Origin of the sequence: Inquilinus sp., assembly GCF_039594555.1 — a bacterium.
GTDB lineage: Bacteria > Pseudomonadota > Alphaproteobacteria > DSM-16000 > Inquilinaceae > Inquilinus.
The window spans coordinates 1-17,663 of the sequence record NZ_JBCNNF010000109.1 but is presented as its reverse complement, the minus strand read 5'-3'; the positions used below and the strand labels follow the sequence as shown (position 1 = coordinate 17,663).

Below are 17,663 nucleotides of genomic sequence, written 5' to 3'. Positions count from 1 at the left end.
CGAAACGCGGCGGACGGACCAGGACATCGGCATCGCCGCTGCAGCCGCCGCATTCGGTGTTGGCGCGCCAGGCGATCATCATCTTGGCGGCGTTCCGCGGGACCGTGCCCTCCACGCTCTGCTCGAGCTGCCCGCCCGAGCCGCCCTTCGCCTGCAAGGCGACCGTGGCGCCCGCGATCGGCCGACCCTGCCCGTCCTCCAACCGCCCGGAGACAGCGCCGCCCGGCTCGACCGAGGCAAAGCGCGCCACGCCGCGGGAGTAGCCGCGGAGCAGGTTGGTGAAGGTGCCGGGCTGGGTGTCGGGCAGAAGCTGCTTGGGATAGGGGTTCCAGGATTGGAAGACGGCGTCGGCCGGGGGCGGGTTGTCCGCCTCATAGGCCTCGTAGCGGCGCCGGGCGGCGTCGGTCCATGTCGCGTCGGAGGTCTCGGTGCTGTCGCCGTTGTAGATGATGCCGAAGGGCACGCCCTTCTGCTGCAGCATCGCGGCGAATTCCTTCAGCATGGCGTCGCCGCCCCGGCCCCAAAGGACATCGGCATGGAAGAAGCCGAGCGGCGCGCCGGTCGCCTCTTTCCAGGCATCGATCCATTCGGCGTAGCGGCCGATCAGGTCGCCGTCGATCCTGCGCAACGGCTCGATATCGCCGAACACCGCCTGAGGGAACACCGAGTGCACGCCCTTGACGGTCGCATTGGCGTTCTCGGCGATCTCCCGGGCCGACCATTTGCACGCCTTTGATCCGTCGGCGATGCCGCCGAACCACAGCGGCTCGTCCATGGCGACGAAGGCAATCTCGCCGCCCAGCGACTTCACCTTGCGGGCGAGGGTCGCACCCTGCGCCTCGCCTCCGGAGAAGCCTTCGACGCCGGTGCCGCATTTGTCGTCGCCCGGTGTCAGCGGCCCGAATTCGACGGCGAGCGCGATATGGCGCCGGCCCAGGAATTTGAAGATGGCCGACAACTGGTCGTCCGGGGTCTGCAGGATATAGGTGCCGTACAGCTTGAACACCTGGATCCGGGACGCCGTGTCCTGCCAAGGGGCATCGGCCTTGAACAGGTCGGAGAAATCATCCGCCCCTTGAATCCGGTATTGGCCATGCTGCAGCGGCACCGACGGCCCGAACCAGACCCGCGGCGCGGCCGAAGCCGTGCCGGTCACGGCGGCGAGAAGCGCCGCGGCGACCAGAGGGAGAAGCGGCCGGCGCGCAGCCGCTCGCGCGATCCTGAACATCGTCATCCCGTTCCTTCGTCTAGGCGCCCGGTGGCGGCGCCGCATCGGCAGGCGCGCAACGGCCCCGCCCCCTCCCGCGGCGACATCGTCGCGACGCACTGCTAAACGATCGAGCCCGGTGTTTGTTCGGCGGCCTGTTCCGGCGACGCGCCTGCCGCAAAGGTGCCGCGATCGAATGCTACCGCTCGGCCGTCCGGGCGGCCGGCCCTCTTCGGGTCTGCCGTGCCCGCCGGGCGACGCTTTGCGTCCGGCGGCGGGATGTGGCAGACACTGCCGTCCGGCAACGGGCGGAGACAGAGCCGGGGCAGTATCGTCCCGAGGGGACACCAGAGGATCCATCAAGTATGGGCAACGACAAACCCGCCGTCCTGGTCACAGGCGGCGCCGGCTACATCGGCAGCCACACCTGCAAGGCCCTGGTGGCCGCCGGCTTCGTTCCGGTCACCATCGACAACCTGTCGCGCGGCCACCGCGATTTCGTCAAATGGGGGCCGCTGGAGCAGGCGGATATCGGCGACGGGGCGGCGCTGGACCGGGTGATGGCGCAGCACCGGCCCGTCGCCATCCTGCATTTCGCCGCCCTGACCTATGTCGGCGAGTCCGTCACCGAACCCGCCCTGTACTACCGTAACAACGTCGCGGGGTCGCTGTCCCTGCTCGAGGCCGCCCGGCGCCATGGCGTCGGCAACGTGGTGTTCTCCAGCACCTGCGCGACCTACGGCCCGCCCGAGCGCAGCCCGATCGCGGAGGACACGCCGCAGCACCCGATCCATCCCTATGGCGCCTCGAAGCTGATGATCGAGCGCATGCTGGCCGACTTCGCCGCGGCCTATGGGCTGCGCTGGGCCGCCCTGCGCTATTTCAATGCCTGCGGCGCCGACCCGGATGCCGAGATCGGCGAGGCGCACGATCCCGAGACCCATCTGATCCCGCTGGTGCTGATGGCGGCGGCCGGCGACCGCCCGCATATCGACATCCTCGGCGACGACTACCCCACGTCGGACGGAACCTGCATCCGCGACTACATCCATGTGACCGATCTGGCGGACGCCCATGTCCGCGCCCTGCGCTATCTGCTCGCCGACGGCGCGCCCCGCGCCTTCAATCTGGGCACCGGGACCGGACATACGGTCCGGGAGGTGATCGCGGCGGTGGAGCGGGTGACCGGTCGCCCGGTGCCGGTCCGGCTGTCGCCGCCGCGCCCGGGGGATTCGCCGAGCCTCGTTGCCGACCCGTCCCTGGCCGCCTCAGTCCTGGGCTTCCGCCCCCGCTTCGGACTGGAGGACTCGATCCGGACCGCCTGGGCCTGGTACCTCAAGCAGGGCGCCAGGATGTGATCGCCGACCGGCGGGCGCTCGCGGCCGCCGGGTCCTGTCCGCCGCGACTTCTAGGCACGTCATGTCGAAACGATTGGAATCCCGCGTGGTGCGGGCGGCCCCCTGGGCGGCAGCGGAGGCCGTATCCAACGCCATCACCGGCTTCGCCTCGGTTCTCGTCGCTGGCTGGTTCCTGACCCCGGTCGATATCGGCCGGGCGGGGATCGCGATCAGCATCGTCACCCTGCTCGGCTTCATCTCCGGCTTCGGCATTCAGGAATCGCTCGTCCGCCACCGCTCAGTGCACACGAGCGTGACCGATACGGCCTTCACCGGTCTGGTCGGCATCGCCGTCGGCGCGGTGCTGGTCTGCTGGGCCGTGGCCGTTCCGGTAGGCTGGCTGTACGAGGACCCGCAGGTGCCGTGGCTGCTCGCCGCGACCAGCCTGATGCTGCTGGGCAACGCCGCGATGGCCATTCCGACCGCCATCCTGACCCGCAAGATGCGGGCGAACGTGCTGACCCGGCGGATGATGCTGGCCCGGATATCGCAGGTCCTGGGCATCGGCGTGCTCGGCTACGCCGGGTTCGGGCCCTGGGCGATGGTCGGCGGCATGCTGCTGTCCAACGCGCTGTCGGTCGTGGCGCTGTGGCTGAGCATGACCCGGCGCCCGCATTTCCGCTTCGACGCGCGCGAATTCCGGTCGCTCTCCTCCTTCGGCGGCTCGATCAGCCTGGAGATGCTGCTGTGGCAGGGCACGTCCCGGGCCTTCGCCCTGATGGTCGGCTATTTCCACGGCCCCGCCGCGCTGGGCTATTTCCAGTTCGCCCAGCGGCTGGTGGAGGAGGCCGGGAACCTGATCCAGGGCAACATCGTCCGTTTCGGCCTCTCCTTCTTCTCCGATCTCGAGCGGTCGTCGCGTGATCCGAGCCGCGTCTTCCTGGCCGCGACCGGCCTGATCACCGCGATCGGCGGACCGATGTTCATCGGCCTGCTGCTGGTCGCCCCGGATCTGGTGCCCCTGGCCTTCGGCGCCAAGTGGATGCCGGCAGCGCCGCTGGTCCAGATCTTCGCAGCGACCTGGTTCTTCCTGCTGTCGCGGGCCCTGGCCGGCCCGCTGCTGCGGGCCAAGGGGCACCAGAACCTCCTCGTGGTGTATGCCTTCGTGTCCTGCGTGATCACGCTCGGCAGCGCCCTGGTCACGGCCCAGATGCCGCTGGTGGCGGTGACCTTGGGCTGGGCCTGCCGCAACCTGGTGTCGCTGCCCTGGAGCTACACCCTGGTCGCCCGCTATGGCGGCATCCCGGCCGCCAAGCAGCTGCGGGCGGTGGTGCGCCCGCTGCTGCCGATGCTGCTGATGTCCGTCGCGGTGACCGCCACCCAGCTCCTGCTGCAGCATTCGGGCGCGGGGTTGCGCCTGACGGCGAGTATCGGCGTGGGCCTGGTGATCGCGGCCCTGTCGATGCGGCTGTTCAACTGGGACCTGGTCGCCCCGCTGCGGGCGGTCATGGACCGCGCCCGGCACCGCGGCAAGCAGCCCTGAGCGGACACATCCGCGGCGCCGCGCTCGGTCACGAGATTGCCACGCCTTTGGGCTCTACTCTATACAGAGCCCCACGGCCGACGTCTCAGCAGGAAAAGCCCTAGAGCATGCATGGTATGGATTACCTGAAGGACCGGCTCTCGGTCATCGATCAATATATCAAGCCGGGCAGCAAGGTCATTTACATTGACTACCCCATGCATCTCAATGTGGGCGACATTCTGATCCTGAAAGGCACTGAGGCCTTCTTCAAGGACCGGAAATACGACGTGGTCGGCCGCTACTCGACATTCGGCTTCCCGGAGCAGGCCGCCCATTTCCCCAAGCTGTCCAGGGACACCACCATCATCCTGCATGGCGGCGGCAATTTCGGCGACATCTATCTGTCGCACCAGGTGCTGCGCCGGAAGGTGGTGGAGCACTATCCGGACAACCGGATCGTCATCTTCCCGCAGACCATGTTCTTCGGCGACCAGGCGGAGCTGCGGCGGACGGCGGACGTCTTCTCCGGCCACCGCGACCTGCATTTCCTCGCGCGCGACCAGAAGACCTACGACATCTTCCGCCGGGAATTCACCAACACGGTCGAGATGTGCCCGGACATGGCGCATTTCCTGTGGCGCAGCTTCCCGACCAAGAGCTACGGGGCCGGCGCCGGGATCTCGAAGACGCTGTGGATGCTGCGCCGCGACGTCGAACAGTCGGAGATCCCGGAGCGTTTCCGGGGCGAGGTCGACCAGCCGGTCGACTGGGCGGATCTGTGCAGGAAGCCGGATCGCGTGGCTACCCGGCTGATCATGCGCTCGGACCAGATCAACGCCCGGATCGGGCGCAAGCTGTTCCCGACCGACATCGCCTGGTACCGCTTCACCGACGCGCTGGTCGCCCGGCTGAACCGCCAGATCCTGCAGCACGACCGCATCGTCACCTCCCGCATGCACGGCCACATCCTGGGCTGCCTGCTGGGCATGAAGACGACGCTGCTCGACAACTCCTACGGCAAGAACTCGACCTATTACCAGGCGTGGACGAACCGGGTCGAGAACTGCGACCTGGTCGTGGCCTAGGCGGGCGTGACGATGCAGCCCCCGCCGCCCCGCCTGTCGGTCGTCATCCCCTGCTACAATGTCGAAGCCTATGTGCAGGAGGCGATCGACTCCGTCATCCGGCAATCCTCCCCGGCCGACGAGATCATCATCGTCGACGACGGCGCGACCGACCGCACCGGGCAGATCGTGGAGGAACTCTACGGCCGGCTGGACAATGTCCGCATCATCCACACCGAGAACCAGGGTCTCGGCGCGGCGCGGAATGTCGGGACGGCCGCGGCGACCGGCGACTTCATCTACTATTTCGATTCCGACGACATCCTGGCGGACGGGCTGTTCGCCGATTTCCGTGAGACGCTCACGGCCCATCCCGATCTCGACCTGTTCTGCTTCTCGGGCCGGTCGTTCCTGGACGGGGAGAGCCAGGGCGGCGGGCCCCTCGCCCTCAACCAGTACCGGCAGAACGCCGACGGGCTGTTCCCGTCCGGCGAGGACCTGCTGAACTTCCAGATCGGCCGGAGGAACTATCTTCCGACCTCGTGGCTGTACATCCATCGCCGCGAGGTGTCACGCCGGCACGGCCTCGATTTCCTCTCGGTCTTCCATGAGGACGAGGAGCACACACCGCGGCTGTTCGTCCGATGCGGTCCCACCTTCGTGCGGGACAGGGAGTATTTCCTGCGGCGGGTGCGCGCCAATTCGATCATGACCCGCCGGAAGTCGGAGCGGCACATCTACGGCTATTTCTGCGCCGCGAGGACGCTGGAGGCGATGCTGCGGAGCGACGGCCTCAAGCCCGAGACCTATCGCAGCCTGCGCCGCCTCATCATCCGCGTGCTGGCCAATGCGATGATCACGATCCGCACCGGCGGGCTGACCCTGAACGACCCTGCCCTGCGCCAGTTCCCGGCCACCGTCCGGCGCCACGCCATGACCAGCGCGACGCTGTTCCTGCTGGCCTTCTGCTATCCCGCCTTCGTCGTAGCCAAGGCGGCGAAGGACGCCCTGCGGCCGGCGGGAAGCGCTCGGTAGAGCAGCCGATCCCGGCCGCGTTCCTCAGGCGCGCGCCGCCGGGGCCGGCGCGGCGTGGGCCCGCGGGCCGGCCTTGCGGGCCTGGAGCCCTTCCAGATACATGGCCAGGGGGATGAACATCAGCGCGAGAAGCAGCGGGATGACGCCGCGGACCTCGTAGAGATAGTTCAGCCGCGGATAATCCCAGGCCGCGATGGCGAACAGCGGATAGACCGCCACGGCGAGGGGATGAAGCCCCGCCGCCGCCCGGTAGATCCGAGCAAAGACCAGGAATTTGAGGAAGACGATGGCATAGATCCACCAGCCGAAATCGGAGAAGTCCTGGGACGGCCCCCCCGGATTGGTCAGCTTGACGTCGCGGCCGCCGAGTGAGTCGAGATCGGTGAAGGTTCCGGTGCCGGCCGAATATTTGACGTGGCCCTGCTTGATGCCGACCGGTTCGCCCGTCAGCCGGCCGATGATCTGCCGCGGCGCCGCCATGAAGAACTGCTCATCCCCAAGGGACCCGCCGCGATACGGCACCAGCATCTGGTAGTACAGCTTGTTGACCGGATCGGAATAGTAGGAGCCGAGCGTGCTGGCCACGATCTCGGGAAGCAGGGTGATCACCTTGTCCTGCAGCGCGGGCGGCAGCATCGGCAGCGTCCGCATCACCAGATTGGCGCCGAACAACAGGACGCAGAGCACGCCCATGATCGCCACCGTGCGGACCCGGATGACATGCGGCTGGAACAGGCCGATGAACACGATGAGGCAGATCAGCCCCTCGAGGATCGTCAACCGCTCCGAAATGGCGAAGCCGGACAGGGCGATCAGGCCGAACGCGCCGATCGCGATGATGCCGATGCGGACGCCGCGAAGCTGCAGCAGCAGGAGCGTGGCCGGCAGCGCGATGGTGAACAGATTGCCCAGCACTGCCGTGCCGCCGAGATCACGGACGGACGCCCGTGCCGCGTAGACGCTGGTCCCCAGCGAGGAGAAGCCCGAGCCGATCTTGACCACGCTCATCAGCAGGGCGATGGCCAGCAGGCCGCCGAACAGCAGCAGGGCCATGTCGCTGCGGTAGAACCGCACCCGTCGCGCGATCTCGCTGCGCGGCACCGTCCTCGACAGCCACAGGCCGCAGGCGACGCCGAGCGCCATGGTCCCGATCAGCGATGACGAGATCAGCAGGTGTTCGCTGATGCTGGCGAAGCGCACGAAGGGCTTGAACAGGAAGGTGAGGCTGGCATCGAAGAAATACGGAACGATGATGAGGATGCCGCACAGCACCACGGCCGCATAGGGGTGGACGATCGCCCGCCAGAGATAGCGCGGGGCCCCGGTCCGGGTCTGATGGCCGTCATCGGCTGTCGCGATCATGGTGGCCGCCCCGCAGCGCAGGGGCCGATCAGGCGCTCTGGCCGATCGACCGGTTGGGCATCGGCCCGGCAAATCGCGTGTCCGGCGGGTCGCCGGCAACCTGCATCACGCCGACATGCAGCGGCGCCCGCGCCGCCTCCCGCGCGCTGCGGCGCAGGATGGTCAGCAGGCTGATCATGACGCCGACCATGAAGCCGCCGAGGACGACCAGCATGCCGCGCGGCCCGGACGGCGTCACCGGCGTCACCACCGGGTCGAGGATGTCGATCGAGAATGGCAGGTCGACATTGGCGAAGACCGCGCGCTTCTCGGCATCCTGGATATTGTCGATCAGGGCGTTCCGATTCTCCAGCGACGCCGCCCGGCTGAGCAGGTTCTGCCAATAGTCGATCGATGCCTTCAGCCGTGCGGCCTCACGCTCGCGCAGGGTCTCGTCCGCCGCCAGCACCACCGCGTTCAGAATCGCGGAGGCACTCTCGGGATTCTTCATGTCGATCGAGATCTCCTGGATCATGCCGTCACCGATCGCCTTGATCTTGATCATGGCGGAAAGGGCGGCATTGACCCGGTCGATGTTCGGCGGCTCCCAGGCCGGGCGTCCCATCGCCACACGGACCCAGCCCTTGAGCTGGCTCACCCAGTTTTCGGGCTGGCGCCAGATCCTGCGTTCGGGATCCCAGTCCTCGGCAAACAGACGCTGCATGATCGACTGGTCGTTCATCAGCCGCGCCGCGACGATGTTCGACTGCACCAGCTGCAGGAAGTCCTTGGTCATCTGCGGCAGCGTGTCGAAGGCGGAGAGCGATGTCGCCAGGGCCGAAAGCTTGCCTTCGTTCTCGAGCGATTGCGAGACCTGGCCCGGCTCGATCACCACGGAAGCGGTGTAGGTGGGCGCCAGCACCTGCATCAGGCCACAGCCGGCAATGAAGCCGAGGATGCCGCCGAACAACAGCCGGAACCAGTATCGACGGATGATGCCGAAGGCTTGGCCGACCAGGGTTCCGGCGCGCATCCGGGATTCGGATGCCAGCGAGACGATGGTACCGTCGGTGAGCACCAGCGCCGACGCGTTCAGCGGCGTCGCCGGAATATTCGATGGATCCTGAATCATCACGCTCATCCAGTTCTCAACCCAGGGCCTCGCCTGCTGTCGCCGCGGAGCCCGCGCCAATGCTGTCGCGCAAGCATGGCCGTACCGTCTCCTTATCATCGCCTCCGGCGCGACTGTCCACCGCTTCCGAGCTTGACTGCCGAAATGCCCCGCTTTCGCCGTATTCAGCCGGGGGCCGGAGATGCTTGCCGCGGGCCGGCCCGGCGGCCGCCGCAACTTCGCCGCAAGGGCGTGGTCACGTCGGCGGTGATCTGATAAGTGCGATGTCGCCGCCGCGCCCGCAGCCCCGGCCCATGAGGACGCCGATCTTGCCGCTTCCCTTCAAGACCGTTCTGATCGTGACCAACCACGTCTACGGGGGGCGGAAGGCCAGCATCCACTTCTTTGCCGACGATCTGGCGGCCCGGGGCGTGGATGTCGTCTTCCTGACGGTCGATGCCAGCCTGGTCAACCGCCTGCGGCCCGGCGCCCAGTTCAGCAACCTGCGCGCCGCCCCCAAGCGGCAATGGCTGACTGTCGCGCCGCGCCTGACGGCCTTCGTGCAGCCAACGCTGATCCATCCGGCCAATCTCCACAACGCCGCGCTCAACCGGCTCAGCGGCCCGATCTACGCCGCCTGGCCGGCGCGGCTGCCGGCCGAGCTGCGCCGCCGCATGCCCCGCTGCGACCTGATTCTGGTGGAGACGGGCACCTGCGTGCGCTTTCTGCCGGCGCTGCGGCGGGCATATCCGGACGCCTATCTGGCGTACAAGGCCAACGACCTGCTCTCCACCCTCGGCACGCATCCGATGCTGCAGGAGACGGAGCGGCGGATGCTGCCGCGCTTCGACCTGGTCGCGGCGGCCAGCGCCGGCATCGCCGAGGCCCTGCCGCCCGGCGCGCCGGCGATGGTGATCCCGCACGGCATCGACAAGACCGCCTTCGACACCGCCGCCGCATCCCCCTATCCCGAGGGGTCGCGCAACATGGTTGCGGTCGGCAACATGCTGTTCGACCAGTGGGTGATCGAGCAGCTGGCGGCCATCGCGCCGGACTGGACCATCCATGGCTTCGGCGTCCAATGGCGCGGCCCCAACCCCGGCAATGTGGTGCTGCATGGCGAGCAGCCCTTCGCCAGGATCGTGCCCTTCGTGAAATTCGCCGATATCGGCATCGCGCCCTATGCCATGCGGCCGCAATTCGCCTATCTGGCGGCGTCGAGCCTGAAGATCCGCCAATACAGCTATTGCCGGCTGCCCATCATCGCGCCGGCGGGGGTGGATTGGGGACGGCCCAACATCGCCGTCTATGACCGGACCCCGGAATCGCTGGGCGCTGCCTTCCGCCGCGCCGCAGCCCTGCCCCGGGAGATGTTGTCCGCCGCCGACATCCCGTCCTGGTCGGAAAGCGTCGACATGCTGGTCGAGGCCTATCTCGGGCGGCCGGACGAGGCGATGCGCCTGCGGGCTTGAATAGCGATTCGATTCCGTCGAATTTTCGGGATCATTGTTTCATTTCGCGTGTTCGTTCGTTGCCTGCGGGTTCGTGCCGCGACGGCGGAAACGAGCGCAGGATGAGAAGAATCGACAGACCCATGCGGCCAATCGGCCATCGCCCGATCACGGCGGCGCCCCGATCACGCCATGATTTTCCGTTACCGATGCGAGATCGATCCTGTCGGCTGATCGTCCTCCGGACTCACGCCGACGGATGCTTTGGAACCCTTCCTAGGAATGATTGCGGCTGGATCGCGATGAAAGATTGCCGTAATAATGCTGCAGTGCACAACAAACCGGGCGCGGCATGAACTCCTTCGCCGCAGAGAAGAGATTGCCGACGCTTGAGCCGTCGATCGCCGCAGATCGCTTGGCGCTGGTCATTCCGACGCTGAATGCCGCGAAGCATCTTGATGTCCTGATCCCGGCGCTGCAGGCGCAGTCCTTCCAACCCGGAACCCTGCTCGTCATCGATTCCAGCTCGACCGACGACACGGCTGAGCGCTTCACCAAGGCCGGGGCCGAGGTGATCGTCATCCCGCGGTCGCAGTTCGATCATGGCGGCACCCGCCAGCGCGCGGTCAACCGCCTGTCACCGCGGATCGAGGTGGTGGTCTTCCTCACCCAGGACGCAGTGCCGGCCGATAGCGACACCATCGCCCGCATCGTCGCCGCCTTCGCCGACTCCGAGGTCGGCGTCGCCTATGGCCGCCAGCTGCCGCATCACGGCGCCGGGGCGATCGAGGCGCATGCCCGGCTGTTCAACTATCCGCCCGAGAGCGTCGTGCTGCGCCCGGAGGAGGCGGTCGGCGCCGGGATCAAGGCGACCTTCTGCTCCAACTCCTTCGCCGCCTATCGCCGGCGGGCGCTGGAGATGGTCGGCGGTTTCCCATCCGGCACAATCTTCGGCGAGGACGCGGCGGTGACCGGCCGCATGCTGCTGTCGGGCTGGGCCAAGGCCTATGTCGCCGAGGCACAGGTGCACCATTCGCACAGCTACAGCATCGGCGAGGAGTTCCGCCGCTACTTCGACGTCGGCGTGATGCACGCCCGCGCCCCCTGGCTGCTGGAGCGCTTCGGCAAGGCCGAGGGCGAGGGCCGGCGCTTCGTGCAGTCGGAGCTGCGGCACCTGGCCCGGCACCAGCCGCTGGCGATCCCGTCGGCGATCCTGCGCAGCGCGGTCAAGCTGGCCGCCTATCACTGCGGCCGGCGCGAAGCCCGCATCCCGCGCCCGCTGAAGCGGCGGATCAGCCTGAACCGGCGCTACTGGGCCTGAACGGAACCGGACGGCCCGCCACGCGCCGCATGGTGTGACGGCGGGCCCCCTTCCCGCCCGGCCCGCGATCTGCTTTAGAGGGGCGATGAGCAAGCCAGCCCCCGACCGTCCCTCCCGTTCCAACGCGGCGCAGATGGCGTCGCCCTCCTACCGCCTGCCGGAGCTCGATCAGGATTTCCTGCTCGGCGATTCCATGCGCGGCGTGCGCCTGATGCTGGAATACGCCAAGGCCGAGGAATCGCTGCGGGCCTGGGGCGTGCGCTCCACCATTGTCGTCTTCGGCAGCGCCCGTGTCAGCGAAGGCGGGCCCGGCCGCCACGGCCACTGGTACGGCCAGGCGCGCGAGTTCGGCCGCATCGCGTCGGAGCGCGGCGGCGCCCTGACCGACCATGGCGGCCTGCGCGACAACGTCATCGCCACCGGCGGCGGCCCAGGGATCATGGAGGCGGCGAATCGCGGCGCGGTGGAGGCCGGGGCCCCGACCATCGGCTACAACATCACCCTGCCGCATGAGCAGGAGCCGAACGCCTGGTCCACCCCGGCCCTGACCTTCCGCTTCCACTATTTCGCCATGCGGAAGATGCATCTGGCGATGCGGGCCAATGCGCTGGTGGTGTTCCCCGGCGGCTTCGGCACCTTCGACGAGCTGTTCGAGCTGCTGACCCTTCGCCAGACCGGCAAGTCCTCCGCCCTGCCGATCGTGCTGTTCGACCAGGCCTATTGGCGCGCCGTGATCGGCTTCGACGCGCTGGTCGAGCACGGCATGATCGACGCCCGCGACGTCGAGTTGTTCCGCTTCGCCGACAGCGCCGAGGAGATCTGGTCGATCCTGGCCGAGCAGGGGCTGAACCGGCGGTCGTGACCGCCGCCTGCGGCATTCAGCGAAATGTTTGCCCGGATATAGCGGCGCTGTAAGATCGCGCGCGACAGGCCGGCAACCGCCCGGCCGGCATGGAACGGGGAACAGGATGATGCGGATCACTCGACGCGGCTGGCTCGGCGCACTGCTGGCCGGCGTGCTGGGCGCGGCGGCCGGCTTCGGCGCCCCGGCGGGCGCCCAGGCTCAGGACATCACGGTCTTCGCCGCCGCCAGCCTGAAGGACGCGCTCGACGACATCAACACGCACTGGCAGGCCGACACCAGGCACAAGGCCGTCATCTCCTACGCCGCCAGCTCGGCGCTGGCGAAGCAGATCGAGGCCGGGGCCCCGGCCGACGTCTTCATCTCGGCCGATCTCGACTGGATGAAGTACGTGGCCGACCGCAAGCTGATCAGGCCGGAGACGCAGTCGACCCTGCTGGGCAACCGCATCGTCCTGGTGGCGCCGAAGGATTCGACGGTGCAGCTGACCATCGGCCCGAATTTCGAGCTGGCCAAGGCGATCGGCGACGGCCATCTGGCCATGGCCGACGTCAAGGCGGTGCCAGCCGGCAAATACGGCCAGGCGGCGCTGGAGAAGCTGGGCGTCTGGGATGCGGTCAAGGATAAAATCGCCCAGGCCGAGAATGTCCGCGCCACCCTGGCGCTGGTGTCGCGCGGCGAGGCCCCGCTGGGCATCGTCTACCAGACCGACGCCGCCGCCGACACGGGCGTCAGGATCGTCGGCACCTTCCCGGCCGACAGCCACCCGCCGATCCTGTACCCGGTGGCGGTGCTGGCCAGCAGCAGCAAGCCCGAGGCCCAGGCTTTCGTCGATTACCTGAAATCCGCCGCCGCCAAGCCGCTGTTCGAGAAGCAGGGCTTCACCGTCCTGGCGCAGTAAGCGGAGGGTTCCCGCTCCAACTGTCATCCTCGGGCTTGACCCGAGGATCCAGGGGCTTTCAAGAACAGCTCTTGGCGGCCCCTGGATTGCCGGGTCAAGCCCGGCAATGACAGCATGGGGCTGCCGGCATGAGAAAGCGCAAGTGTTCGACTTCACCCCCGACGAGCTGACCGCGATCCTCCTCAGCCTGAAGGTGTCGCTCTGGGCCACCGCGGTCAGCCTGCCGCTCGGCGTGCTGGTCGCCCTGGCCCTGGCGCGCGGCCGGTTCTGGGGCAAGTCGATCCTGAACGGCGTGGTCCACCTGCCGCTGGTGCTGCCGCCGGTGGTGACCGGCTACATCCTGCTGCTGCTGTTCGGCAGGATGGGGCCGATCGGCTCGGTTCTCGCCCAGATCGGCATCGTCTTCTCCTTCCGCTGGACCGGTGCCGCCCTGGCCGCGGGGGTGATGGGTTTCCCGCTGATGGTCCGCGCCATCCGCCTGTCGATCGAATCCGTTGACCGGCGGCTGGAGGCCGCGGCCGGCACGCTGGGCGCCTCGCCGCCCTGGGTGTTCCTGACCGTCACCCTGCCGCTGATCCTGCCCGGCGTGATCGCCGGCGCCATCCTGGCCTTCGCCAAGGCGATGGGCGAGTTCGGCGCCACCATCACCTTCGTCTCCAACATCCCGGGCCAGACCCAGACCCTGCCCTCGGCGATCTACACCTTCACCCAGGTGCCGGGCGGCGACATCGGCGCGCTGCGCCTGACCCTGGTCTCGGTCGTCATCGCCATGGCCGCCCTCCTCGCCTCCGAGATCATGGCCCGGCGCGCCGGCGTGCGGGTGCAGGCAGCGTGAGCCTCGAGGTCGAGATCCGCCACCGCCAGGGCGATTTCGCGCTGGACATCGCCTTCGCCAGCGAAGGCCGGCTGACCGCGCTGTTCGGCCGCTCCGGCGCCGGCAAGACCTCGGTGGTCAATGTCATCGCCGGGCTGGTGCGGCCGCTGCACGGGAGGGTCGTTGTCGACGGCCGCCCCCTGGTCGACACCGAGCGCCGCCTCTTCCTGCCGCCGCACCGCCGCCGCATCGGCTATGTCTTCCAGGAGGGGCGGCTATTCCCGCATCTGACGGTGCGGCAGAACCTGCTCTATGGCCGCTGGTTCACGCCGAAGGCCGAGCGCGGCGCGGAATTCGGCCGGGTGGTCGAGCTGCTGGGCATCGCCCCGCTGCTGGACCGCCCGCCGGCGGGGCTGTCGGGCGGCGAGAAGCAGCGCGTGGCGATCGGCCGGGCGCTCTTGTCCAGCCCACGCCTGCTGCTGATGGACGAGCCGCTGGCGGCGCTGGACGAGGCGCGCAAGGCCGAGATCCTGCCCTATGTCGAGCGGCTGCGCGACGAGGCGCGGATCCCGATCATCTATGTCAGCCATTCGATCGGCGAGGTGACGCGGCTGGCCGCCACGCTGGTGGTGCTGGCCGAGGGCCGGGTCGCCGCCGCCGGGCCGGTGCGCGAGGTGATGGGCCGGGCCGACCTGTTCCCGCGGGCCGAGGCCGGCGCGGTGCTGGAGGCCGTGGTCGAGGGCCATGACGATCGCTGGCAGCTGACCCGGCTACGCGTCGCCGCCGGCTTCCTGACCGTGCCGCGGATCGAACAGCCGGCCGGCAGCCCGGTGCGCATCCGCATCCGGGCCCGCGACGTCATGTTGGCAACCCGGACGCCGGACCATCTGAGCGCGCTGAACGTGCTGCCAGCGACGGTGCTGGCGATCGCGCCCTGCGACGGCCCGACCGCGGAGATCCGGCTGGACTGCGCCGGCGACGGCCTGCTGGCCCGGCTGACCCGGCGGTCGGTCGAGACGCTGGACCTGGCGCCCGGCCGGCCGGTGCATGCGGTGATCAAGAGCGTCGCCTTCGACAGCCACACGGTCGGCGGCGCCCTCCGCGGCCCGGACGGCGCCGATGCGGAGCTGGAGGGCAGCTGAGCCGCGGCCCGGCCGGCACCTCGGGACGGCGGCCGGGCCGGGACGGCTCAGCCTTCCTGCGAGGCGGCGAAGGCGTCGAGCGCGCGGGTGGAGTAGACGATCGCGGCGCCGGCATTGATGCTGACGGCCACGCCCAGCGCCTCGGCGATCTCCTCCTTGGTCGCGCCCTGCTTGCGCGCGGCGTCGGCATGGACGGTGATACAGCCGTCGCAGCGCAGCGAGATGGCGACGGCCAGGGCGATCAGCTCTCGCGTCTTGGCGTCGAGGTGGCCGGTCTTGGCCCCGGCGCCGCCCAGCGCCGCATAGCCGCGGACCGTGTCCGGGCTGAGCTTGCCGAGCTCGCCGACCCCGGCGATGAGCTGCTGCCGGTAGGTGTTCCAGTCGTGCATGTGCATGATGCGTCCTCCGTGATCGATGAGATAGATCTAGGCTCCGAGTCACATCTGGAATATGGCCGTTCAGCGCGATGGCATGACCGAACGGATCAAAGCTGCATCATGACCTTGGAGTCACTCGACGATCCCCTGAGCGGTCTGGCCCCGTTGCTGCAGGTGCGCCCGGTCCTCGACGACCTGTGCGAATTCGGCGGCCGCTGGGCGTCGCCGCACGCAGCAGCCGGCGGCCCGGGCTGGGCCTATTTCCACATCGTCACGCGCGGGGAGTGCGAGCTGGAGAGCCCCGGCCATGCCCCGCTGGGGCTGCAGGCCGGCGACGTATTGCTGCTGCCGCATGGCGACCCGCATGTGATGCGCGCCCGCCCCGGCACGGCCGGCATCCCGACCGGCACCAGCAAAGCTTATCGCAACGCCATCCGCCACCGGGCCAGCCTGGGCGTCGAGCCCGACACCGAGATCATCTGCGGCCGGCTGCAATTCGAGGCCGCCGGCGAGAGCCTGCTGATCGCCGCCCTGCCCGACCGCATCCTGCTGCGCGGACCGGGCGGGCCGGACGCGGCACGGACCCGGCTGCTGCTGGAGGCGATCCGTGACGAGCTGGATGCCGATGCGGCCGGGGCCGCGGCGATCGCCACCCATCTCGCCAGCGCCCTGTTCGTGATGATGCTGCGCGCCCATCTGGGTGCAGACGGCGCGTCCGGCGGCCTGCTGCGCCTGCTCGGCCACCGCCCCACCGCCCGCGCCGTTCTGGCGATGCTGCGCGAGCCGGCGCGGCCCTGGACGCTGGACGAGCTGGCGGCCCGGGCCGCGACCTCGCGCGCCACGCTGGTGCGGGCGTTCCGCGCCGCGGCGGGCTGCCCGCCGCTGGCCTTCCTGACCGACCTGCGTCTGGGCCTGGCCCGCCGACAGCTGCTGCGCGGCACGTCCGCGGCCCAGGTCGCCGCCGAGGTCGGCTACCAGTCGGAAAGCGCGCTGAGCCGCGCGATGCACCGCCACCACGGCCTCCGCCCCGGCGAGCTCCGCCGGGCCGGCGAAGCGGCGGCCGGCCCTCAGAGACCGTTTGGAAATGCGCTGGCGTGAGTCGGCTGGCGGTGGTTTCGAGAACCAGAGCGCAGCGGGCATTAAGCCCGTGAGCACCGGAAGCGGAGAAGCCGCCGTCAGACGGCCGCGCCAGTAGCATCTCCAAACGGTCGCTCAGTAGCTCAGGCCCGCCCCGAAGCGATACAGCGGCGCCCGGCTGTCATAGGGCGCGTCCGAGGCCTGGGCCAGGACGGCGGCCATCGACGACGGCAGCTCAAAGGGCAGCCGGCCGCGCGGCCGGGCCTTGCCCTGCAGCACGTCCAGCAGCGCGTCGTCGGTGATGCCGAAATTGCCGATCAGCGCCGTCGCCCGGTCGCGCACATTGGCCAGGATCGCCGGCCGATCCAGATAGACCGTGACGATGGTCGGCACCGCCGCCGCGGCCGTCTTGATCGCTTCGTAATCGGCGTCGCCGTCGCGGAAATCCAGCCGCCCCTCATGCTGCCGGCTGCCGAAGGTGTAGTTGGGGTGCAGCGTCTCGAACGGCGTCGCCGCCCGCACCAGGGCGAAATCGGCCTGGCGCGGATCGGCGACCACGGTGAAGCCGTGCGCCCGGGCCGTCGCCGCGTCGACGCCATGCAGCCAGACCCGCCGCATCGTGGGGCTCAGCGGCAGGATCGGCCGCCGGTTCGGCCCCGGCCGCCAGGCGCTGCCATCCGCCGCGGCCACCAGCGGCCCCCGGGCCGCGGGGCGGTTCTCCAGCAGCACCAGCGAGGCCTGCTGGGCGGCGCGCCCCTCGGCCTTGAAGCGGTCATTGCCGGCGATGCGGCCGGCCGCCGCCGCGTCCACATAGGGGTTCTCGAACAGGCCGAGCTGGAATTTCTGCAGCAGGATGCGGGCCACCGACTGGTCCAGCCGCCGCTCGCTCAACTGCCCCGCGCGCACCGCCGCCACGATCGGCGCCGGGTCGTCGCCGCTGCCGCCGAACTGGTCGATGCCGGCATCGATCGCCTTGACGAAGCGCTGCTGCACCGTCAGGTCCTGCACCCCCCAGGAGGTGCCGAAGCCGACGAAGCCGGGCGCCTGCCCGTCCGGCCAGCCGTCGCGGCAATGGACGTCGCAATCCGCGGTGATGGC

General features: G+C 69.1%; 16 protein-coding genes. 11 read left to right on the top strand and 5 right to left on the bottom strand.

Annotated elements, in window-relative coordinates; all coding sequences use genetic code 11:
- Positions 1 to 1,273, bottom strand: a 1,273-nt coding sequence (locus tag ABDW35_RS13925; RefSeq protein WP_343714469.1) for a hypothetical protein, incomplete at its 3' end; no start/stop codon positions are given.
- Positions 1,274 to 1,572: 299 nt separating this feature from the next.
- Between ABDW35_RS13925 and galE the strand changes: the two genes are divergently transcribed.
- The 4 genes from galE to ABDW35_RS13905 all read left to right on the top strand — a co-directional run bounded on the left by galE (position 1,573) and on the right by ABDW35_RS13905 (position 6,168).
- On the top strand, positions 1,573 to 2,565 hold the full coding sequence (gene galE, locus ABDW35_RS13920; RefSeq protein WP_343714468.1) for a UDP-glucose 4-epimerase GalE: 993 nt from the start codon (positions 1,573 to 1,575) through the stop codon (positions 2,563 to 2,565).
- An 85-nt stretch (positions 2,566 to 2,650) separates the two neighbouring features.
- A complete protein-coding gene (locus ABDW35_RS13915) occupies positions 2,651 to 4,087 on the top strand; it encodes an oligosaccharide flippase family protein (protein WP_343714467.1) in 1,437 nt (478 codons plus the stop codon).
- 197 nt (positions 4,088 to 4,284) lie between these two features.
- The gene (locus tag ABDW35_RS13910) at positions 4,285 to 5,154 is read left to right on the top strand and encodes a polysaccharide pyruvyl transferase family protein (RefSeq protein ID WP_343714466.1); all 870 of its coding nucleotides are present in this window, start codon (positions 4,285 to 4,287) and stop codon (positions 5,152 to 5,154) included.
- A gap of 12 nt (positions 5,155 to 5,166) precedes the next feature.
- Positions 5,167 to 6,168, top strand: a complete 1,002-nt coding sequence (locus ABDW35_RS13905; protein ID WP_343714465.1) for a glycosyltransferase family A protein — start codon at positions 5,167 to 5,169, stop codon at positions 6,166 to 6,168.
- A gap of 24 nt (positions 6,169 to 6,192) precedes the next feature.
- Here ABDW35_RS13905 and ABDW35_RS13900 read toward each other — a convergent pair whose 3' ends face one another.
- Together ABDW35_RS13900 and ABDW35_RS13895 are read right to left on the bottom strand one after the other, a co-directional pair.
- Positions 6,193 to 7,530, bottom strand: a complete 1,338-nt coding sequence (locus ABDW35_RS13900) for a hypothetical protein (RefSeq protein WP_343714464.1) — start codon at positions 7,528 to 7,530, stop codon at positions 6,193 to 6,195.
- Between the two features lie 28 nt (positions 7,531 to 7,558).
- Positions 7,559 to 8,641, bottom strand: coding sequence for a hypothetical protein (locus tag ABDW35_RS13895; RefSeq protein WP_343714463.1), 1,083 nt, complete (start codon positions 8,639 to 8,641; stop codon positions 7,559 to 7,561).
- Positions 8,642 to 8,949: 308 nt separating this feature from the next.
- Here ABDW35_RS13895 and ABDW35_RS13890 point away from each other — a divergent pair, with 308 nt between their 5' ends.
- The 6 genes from ABDW35_RS13890 (at position 8,950) to modC (ending at position 15,111) form a co-directional block, all read left to right on the top strand.
- Positions 8,950 to 10,092, top strand: coding sequence for a hypothetical protein (locus tag ABDW35_RS13890; RefSeq protein ID WP_343714462.1), 1,143 nt, complete (start codon positions 8,950 to 8,952; stop codon positions 10,090 to 10,092).
- 358 nt (positions 10,093 to 10,450) lie between these two features.
- The gene (locus ABDW35_RS13885) at positions 10,451 to 11,392 is read left to right on the top strand and encodes a glycosyltransferase (RefSeq protein WP_343714461.1); all 942 of its coding nucleotides are present in this window, start codon (positions 10,451 to 10,453) and stop codon (positions 11,390 to 11,392) included.
- Between the two features lie 85 nt (positions 11,393 to 11,477).
- Positions 11,478 to 12,254 carry a TIGR00730 family Rossman fold protein gene (locus ABDW35_RS13880; protein ID WP_343714460.1) on the top strand — a complete coding sequence of 259 codons (777 nt, stop codon included), beginning with the start codon at positions 11,478 to 11,480 and terminating at the stop codon, positions 12,252 to 12,254.
- 106 nt (positions 12,255 to 12,360) lie between these two features.
- Positions 12,361 to 13,155 (top strand): molybdate ABC transporter substrate-binding protein, encoded by a 795-nt coding sequence (modA, locus tag ABDW35_RS13875; protein WP_343714459.1) that lies wholly within the window; start codon positions 12,361 to 12,363, stop codon positions 13,153 to 13,155.
- Positions 13,156 to 13,297: 142 nt separating this feature from the next.
- Positions 13,298 to 13,990 carry a molybdate ABC transporter permease subunit gene (modB, locus tag ABDW35_RS13870; protein WP_343714458.1) on the top strand — a complete coding sequence of 231 codons (693 nt, stop codon included), beginning with the start codon at positions 13,298 to 13,300 and terminating at the stop codon, positions 13,988 to 13,990.
- On the top strand, positions 13,987 to 15,111 hold the full coding sequence (gene modC / locus ABDW35_RS13865; RefSeq protein ID WP_343714457.1) for a molybdenum ABC transporter ATP-binding protein: 1,125 nt from the start codon (positions 13,987 to 13,989) through the stop codon (positions 15,109 to 15,111). Before modB ends, modC begins: the two co-directional genes overlap by 4 nt.
- A gap of 47 nt (positions 15,112 to 15,158) precedes the next feature.
- Here modC and ABDW35_RS13860 read toward each other — a convergent pair whose 3' ends face one another.
- Positions 15,159 to 15,500, bottom strand: coding sequence for a carboxymuconolactone decarboxylase family protein (locus tag ABDW35_RS13860; RefSeq protein ID WP_343714470.1), 342 nt, complete (start codon positions 15,498 to 15,500; stop codon positions 15,159 to 15,161).
- Between the two features lie 108 nt (positions 15,501 to 15,608).
- On the opposite strand from ABDW35_RS13860, the gene ABDW35_RS13855 reads away from it, so the two are divergent.
- Positions 15,609 to 16,586, top strand: coding sequence for an AraC family transcriptional regulator (locus tag ABDW35_RS13855; RefSeq protein ID WP_343714456.1), 978 nt, complete (start codon positions 15,609 to 15,611; stop codon positions 16,584 to 16,586).
- A gap of 114 nt (positions 16,587 to 16,700) precedes the next feature.
- Here the strand turns inward: ABDW35_RS13855 and ABDW35_RS13850 are convergent.
- The coding region (locus tag ABDW35_RS13850) for a glycoside hydrolase family 3 C-terminal domain-containing protein (RefSeq protein ID WP_343714455.1) at positions 16,701 to 17,663 on the bottom strand (963 nt) is incomplete at its 5' end.